This is a genomic window from Anaerolineales bacterium, from assembly GCA_037382465.1.
Classification (GTDB): Bacteria; Chloroflexota; Anaerolineae; order Anaerolineales; family E44-bin32; genus WVZH01.
Genome location: JARRPX010000115.1, coordinates 1 through 6,439, shown reverse-complemented (window position 1 = coordinate 6,439; position 6,439 = coordinate 1). Strand labels below are relative to the sequence as shown.

Genomic DNA, 6,439 nt, shown 5'->3' with positions numbered 1-6,439 from the left:
GGCCTCAGTCGGCAAGGGGCAGAACCCGCACAATATCTGGATTGGAACCAGCCTCTACGCTCGGCGACGAGCATTGCGCTGCAGCTGCTGTCGCTTGAAGAGAGCAGCCTGCCAAGCGCAGCTCCCATGACGTCAGCGGAAGGAGGGAAGTTACAGACCCAGGCCCACATTGTGGCGCGTTCCCTCGCCGCGGGGCCGCCGCAAGCGCTGCGAGTTGTACCCATCATAGGATCCAAGGGATCTGGGCACATCGATGTTGCCCTTCGGATGGCGGATGTGACCGGCAGGCCATTAACCGCTTACAGCCCAGGAAAAGGGGACGACCGTAACACATTGGCAACATTGTGTTGGTTGACCGGCAGAGATCTATTCCTTAGTGAAGATATCGTGTCGACCTTCCTCGAAGTGTCCGGCCGTTCACCCGGTATGCTCCTTCCGGCTTTGAATGTGCCCATCAATCTGTACCTGGCCGTTTCTCAGCGGAGCCAGATTCCGCCTTTGCCGGGTAGACATCTGCTGCCGCTCGTTACGGTGCCTGAGTTTGGATATTTCGATCGATTGGATACCTGGCGGCGGGTTTTAGCCTCGAGCAGCGAGACGTTGTCTCCCAGTTTAATCGAAACGGCACGGCGCTTCCGCTTTGGTCGAGAGACAATCGAACGCGTCGGCCGGCGCCTGAATGGCTTGCAGTCAATCCCGACCGATCAGCAGTTGGTGTCGGCTTGCCGCTCGGAAGTGAGTCTGGACATCAGCGACCTGGCCCAAGAAGTGAGTCCCAGATTCGAAAATGAACGCTTGATCCTGCCCCCGAAACAAGCCCAACAGTTCAATGAAGTAATCCGTGCGATGCGTTCATTAACCAAGGTGCACTACACATGGGGTACGGCAAAGGTCTGGAACGAAGGGGGTATTTCGGTTCTGTTTGCGGGACCTCCCGGGACAGGTAAAACGATGGGGGCAGAAATCCTGGCCATTGAGTTGGACCTGCCGATATACCGCATCGATCTTTCGCAAGTCGTCAATAAGTATATCGGTGAAACTGAGAAGAATCTCAAGCGTCTGTTTGACGCCGCCGATGTATCCGACATCATTCTGTTTTTTGATGAGGCCGACGCTATTTTCGGACAAAGGACGGAAGTCAAAGATGCGCACGATCGCTACGCCAATTTAGAGATCAGCTATCTGCTGGATCGCATGGAACGCTTCAAAGGCCTGGCGATCCTGGCGACCAATCGGAAGAAAGATTTGGATGAGGCTTTCATGCGCCGTCTGCGCTACATCATTGATTTTCCGCTTCCGGATGAAGAAGAACGGCGTTTGATTTGGGAGCAAGTGATTCCGGTCAATGTAGATGCCAGCGAATTGGATTTCGATTTCCTTGCCCGGCAGTTCAGATTGGCCGGAGGACACATCCGCTCGATCGTTTTCAACGCCTGCCTTCAAAGCGCAGACAGCAGTGAGGATGATGATCGACATGCACGTTTAAACATGGACCACGTGATCATCGCCGTGAAGCGGGAATACGACAAACTTAAAAGGGCCATAAGTCTCGAGCAATTCGGTCTTTACGCCGCCACGGTCGAGAAGCTGGAGCGTGAGAATGGAACGAATTGATATCGATAAGCTTGTCATACGGCTGCGTCATGTTGAGCCCCAGTTGGCCCGTAAAGCGGTTGAAGGTTTGGGTTATGAAGTGCTGCATACGCTTGCAGCTCGAGAGGCGCATCGGCTGAACGAGCATTTACAGGTTCATCGAGTGGATCTGGGGGTGCTTCCATGTTCTAAAGATTCCAATGCGTCTGGTCTGCGCCATCAAATTGGTCTTGCAGTCAGTAACGCGATCCAGACCAAGCGAGTCAGTGGAGAAGGGGAGTAGCCGTCCATGCCTTATTTGTTGAAGGGCGCGTTGATCGAATACGGGAGTGACTTTCTGGGTCCGATACCGAATGTGGTGATTTTTCAATTCAACCCGGAGAGTTTGTCTCGCACGATCGAAATCCCGCCGCGTCCGACCGGCGCTACCAGCCGAGAAACGAGCCAGGCGGGGGACATCCCGGTGGAGAGAGTCAGCCTCACGGCTCATTTCAGCGCCGCGGATCAATTAAAGGACAGCAATCCGCTGGCCGTCGCATTTGGCATCGGTCCACGATTGGCTGCGTTGGAAAAAATGGTCCGGCCGGCGGGCAAAATCAGTGGCTTGATCGGCGCGGCGCTGGACGCGATTGGTGACGCCATTTCGGCCGGGGAGGAAAATGCCTGCCAGCCCATCCCGCGTGAGCAGTATCCTCGAATCTTGTTCATCTGGGGCCTCACGCGCGTAGTCCCTGTGATTATCAATTCGATGACGATCAACGAGAAGGAGTACGACAACTTACTCAACCCGGTACGTGCGGAAGTCAGTTTGGGGCTGACGATGGTCGAGCAGGGGTACTGTTCTGAAGACAAGATTGCCAAGGGTGCACTGGAATATTCCAATCTGGCCAAGGACGCTCAGGCCGTGGCCAACCTGGCCAATACCATCGCCGACGTCATTGATTTGATACCGATCTAGGAGGCGGGTGTGTTTTTAAAGAATTCGCGTTATGCGAGCGTTCGTCAGGTGAGCGTCACACTGTCCAAGAAGCGCCAGGTCACAGCGATAGCACTGCGGCGCTTACCTGAGACGAGTGGGACATCACGGGTGGTCAAGGCGGATGATCGACTCGATTTCTACGCACAGCGAACCTATCGTGATGCGACTCGATTCTGGCATGTGGCTGATGCAAACACCGAATTGGAGGCCAATACCCTGGTTGCGACGATTGGGCGAGTGATTGAAGTGCCGGAGCAATAATGCCTGATGTAACCTACCGTCTGTTCTTCAATGATGAAGCCGCCAGCCAGGAGCAGCTGAACCGTGTGGAAGAAATCACGGTCGAACAGCGTATCGACGCGGCCTGGGAGGCGCGCCTGCAGATTCCCGTTTGCTTGGACGAGAACGGCAATTGGCAGGGTGATGATGAGGACTTCATGATTTCGTATTCCGCCGTAAGGGTCGAAATCAAGATCGCCGATCAAACTTACCAGGCCTTGATCGACGGGCCGGTGGTGGGATTCGACACCCAACGCAGTTCCGAACCCGGACAGAGTTCAATCACGCTGATCGTGCACGACGACAGCGCTTTCTTAAATCAGGAAGAAGCTCTCTCGCGGTTCGACAATATGGCCGATCATGAGGTAGCGCAGCAGCTATTTGGCGGTGTTGCGCGCATCGGTGTGATTGACGTCGAAACGACGCCGGACCACACTGGCGGGCTTCCGGCCGTTATCGTGCAGCGCGGAACCGGAATGCAGATCTTGCGTACGCTGGCCCGCCGACAGGGGATGCATGCGTACGTACTTCCTGGTGAGGATCCTGGCCAAAGCGTTGGCTGCTTCAAACGGTTACCCGCCGCGGCGGGCGATATCCCAGATCTGGTCATCCTGGGAGCCGAGCGTAACGTCAGTGGTTTCAATCTATCCAATAACGCTCAAAGCCCGGCTCAGGTGCAAGCTTCGGCATTACGAGTGACCGACAAAGGTGTAGTGACCAGAACCTCCAGCTTTCGCGATCTGGATCTGCTGGGCGACCAGCAAGCGCAACAGACTGATAGTAGCGTAGCCACCATGATCGCCCTGCCGCGTTTCGGCACCGGTGTCGATCTCGATCGCCTTGTGGAGGGGCAATCCGAGCGAGCGAGTTATGCCTACAGTGCAACCGGATCGATTATTGGTGAGTGCTATTCGGGAGTCTTGCTGCCCTACAACCTCGTCAACGTGACTGGCACCAGCGATGAAGCTTGCGGCGAGTATCTTATTCACCAGGTCCGCCATCAACTCACGCGCTCAGTGTACGGCCAGTCTTTCACGTTGAAACGCAATGCCCGCTCGAGTACAGGCGGCGGTTCGAGCGCATCTGCGGGGAGCATTTACTAGTGACAGATCGTGACATGGAACAGTTAACTATCCAGACGGCCGAGTTCTTGCGCAACCGCTTCTTTGGCAAGTATCGCGGCATCGTCCAGGATGTCGAGGACCCCGAAACGATGGGCCGCATCGTCGCCCGGGTGCCGGAAATTTTCGGCGAGACAGATGGTGCACGCCGGCGGCGCCGAACTCAAGATGAGCGACTCGGAAATCTCGATCAAAATCGGCAGCACGCAAATCGTTCTCTCTTCGAGTGGTGTGAGCGTAAACAACGGCTCGCTGGAGGTGAAGTGATGACCGGCAACTTATTGACCACCGCAAGCACCATTATGTGTCCTCATGGCGGGCAGGTAAATCTATCAACCGCGAACAGCAAAGTTACGGCCGAAGGATCGCCTGTCTTGCTGGAAACCGACATCCATACGGTCGCAGGCTGCCCCTTCACGCTGCCCGGTCCCAAACCTTCTCCCTGCGTCCGGGTGGAGTGGAGCTTGGGAACCACGAAGATGAGTATCAACGGAACGCCTGCGCTGACTCAATCCAGCATTGGGATTTGCTACAGTCCGGAGAGCGCGCCGCAAGGCGTGGCCTTGATCGTCAATACGCAAATTAAGGGGATGGCGACGTGACAAAAAGCTACGGCAAACACTTGGCTTTCCCTTTTCAGGTCAGTCCGGACGGACGTGCTGCGCAGGTCGCTGCGCTGGAAGAGCACGTAAAAGACGAATTGCTTCAATTGCTGCTCACCGGTGTCGGTGAGCGGGCATTCCTGCCCGAATTCGGCGGCGGCGTGAGGCAGTTGGTCTTCGAACCATTGGGCGAGGCCACTCTGGGTATGGCGAAGGCGCGCTTGACTCAGGCGATCACGACCTACCTGGGGCATCGGGTGACCCTGGAAGATCTCAAGGTGGAAGCGGCAGCTTCAACCCTCGATATTGAAATTAAGTATCGCATTGCCGGAACGGAGGACAGCCGCGTGTTGCGCTTCCAGCGCAGCGGAGAGTGAGTATGATCAAGAATCAGGAAGCGTTGGAGATTCGTGCACAGAACCTGGGCTCGTTGAACGGGATTGAATTGGTCCTGGTCACGCTGCATCCAGCCGTCAATCCGACCCAGGCAATTCTCGATGTGCATTTCTACAACGCCAATGAGCTTTCGGCCGTCTTCAACGATTTCGACAATGGCGTGCGAGCCGCGCACGATCTTTTTCCGCTGAGCGGTGGCCTGCGAAAACCGGCCGGGGCTTTGAGTGATCAGATAAAAGTCGTCGATGTGGCAACCGTCAGCGGTCAGAGTCAGGTGCTGCGGCTCACTGTCGAGCCCATCGGGGATTATTCAACCTACACGCTAACGGTTGATTACCAAAACATCGATCCCTTGTTGGCCGAGATCGAGTTTAAATTCAGGCCGGGCTGTTTCAATCTGTGCAAACCGGATTGGGACGTGCCTCCCGCCCCGGACGAGGATCCCTCCATCGACTATTTGGCCAAGGATTATGAATCCTTCCGCCACACCTTGATCACCTGGATGGGAAAAAAGGTGCCCAATTGGGAGCCGACCAGTGAGGCTGATCTCGACCAGGTCTTGATCGAATTATTCTCGGTGGCGGCCGACGAACTGAGCGACTATCAGGACCGTGTGGCGAACGAGGCGTATTTGAGTACAGCCCGCAAGCGAGTGTCCCTGGCCCGGCACGCGCGATTGATGGATTACCATTTACATCAGGGTAACCAGGCCAGCACGACATTGGCGCTGAAGGTCAAGACTGCGGACATCCTCGAGGATGGTTTCATGGCTTGGACGGATGGGGAATACGAAGATCCTTCCACCATCGTATTTGCCCACCGTCAAACGATCTCTCCACTTTTCGAACTCGATCCTGCCCTTCAAACGGATCTGGATGCGGCAGCTGTATCAACTGCGCTGCGCCAAGCTTTCGGCCAGCGGGATTGGACGCTGTCATCCAGCGTAAGCATCACCATCACCTCGCTGGGATCGGATTGGTTGGTGGTAGACAGTGTGAATCACCGCACTTTCTGCGTAAAAAATCAGGCTGGACGTATCTACGTCTATTTCCCTAACCTGGATCAGCTTCTCAATCAGATGAGCCTGTACACCTGGAGCGGCGCCGTTCCGGCGTTGGAAGCCGGCAGCACCCAGGCCGATATCATGGTCGATCCTACCGGCAACGAGGAGATGGCGAAATCTGTAGAAATGCTCCTTCGCGACGAAGCCGTCACCAGGCTATTAATCCAGGAAGAACTCAACCCGCTGACGGGGGAGCAGCGTGGCCGCGATCCGACCAAACGTCAGGTATTGAGATTGTTATCCGGGGATGAGAACCGGGATCTGCGGGCCAAGGCGATGCAGGATCCGCTCACCGGTGAATGGTAAGTCCGTTTGCGCTGGTTGGTAGAGGACAAGCTCATGTACAACTTCTGTTTTACCGTCTTATTTGTGGCAAAAACGGTAAATGACGTATCTGCATTTTACG

8 protein-coding genes are annotated in these 6,439 nt (G+C 55.6%); all 8 read left to right on the top strand.

The window, feature by feature from the left end; translation table 11 throughout:
• A partial coding sequence (locus tag P8Z34_17025; protein MEJ2552376.1) for an ATP-binding protein occupies positions 1-1,614 on the top strand: 1,614 nt, incomplete at its 5' end.
• Positions 1,601-1,876 carry a hypothetical protein gene (locus P8Z34_17020; GenBank protein ID MEJ2552375.1) on the top strand — a complete coding sequence of 92 codons (276 nt, stop codon included), beginning with the start codon at positions 1,601-1,603 and terminating at the stop codon, positions 1,874-1,876. The genes P8Z34_17025 and P8Z34_17020, both read left to right, overlap by 14 nt.
• Positions 1,877-1,882: 6 nt before the next feature.
• Entirely contained in the window at positions 1,883-2,551 is a 669-nt protein-coding gene (locus P8Z34_17015; protein MEJ2552374.1) for a hypothetical protein, read from the top strand.
• 9 nt (positions 2,552-2,560) lie between these two features.
• Positions 2,561-2,833 carry a hypothetical protein gene (locus P8Z34_17010; protein MEJ2552373.1) on the top strand — a complete coding sequence of 91 codons (273 nt, stop codon included), beginning with the start codon at positions 2,561-2,563 and terminating at the stop codon, positions 2,831-2,833.
• Positions 2,833-3,954 carry a hypothetical protein gene (locus tag P8Z34_17005; protein ID MEJ2552372.1) on the top strand — a complete coding sequence of 374 codons (1,122 nt, stop codon included), beginning with the start codon at positions 2,833-2,835 and terminating at the stop codon, positions 3,952-3,954. Before P8Z34_17010 ends, P8Z34_17005 begins: the two co-directional genes overlap by 1 nt.
• Positions 3,954-4,574 (top strand): hypothetical protein, encoded by a 621-nt coding sequence (locus P8Z34_17000; protein MEJ2552371.1) that lies wholly within the window; start codon positions 3,954-3,956, stop codon positions 4,572-4,574. Before P8Z34_17005 ends, P8Z34_17000 begins: the two co-directional genes overlap by 1 nt.
• Positions 4,571-4,951, top strand: coding sequence for a GPW/gp25 family protein (locus tag P8Z34_16995; GenBank protein MEJ2552370.1), 381 nt, complete (start codon positions 4,571-4,573; stop codon positions 4,949-4,951). The genes P8Z34_17000 and P8Z34_16995 overlap by 4 nt, the downstream gene beginning before the upstream one ends.
• A 2-nt stretch (positions 4,952-4,953) precedes the next feature.
• Positions 4,954-6,339 carry a hypothetical protein gene (locus tag P8Z34_16990; GenBank protein MEJ2552369.1) on the top strand — a complete coding sequence of 462 codons (1,386 nt, stop codon included), beginning with the start codon at positions 4,954-4,956 and terminating at the stop codon, positions 6,337-6,339.
• Positions 6,340-6,439: the final 100 nt, after the last annotated feature.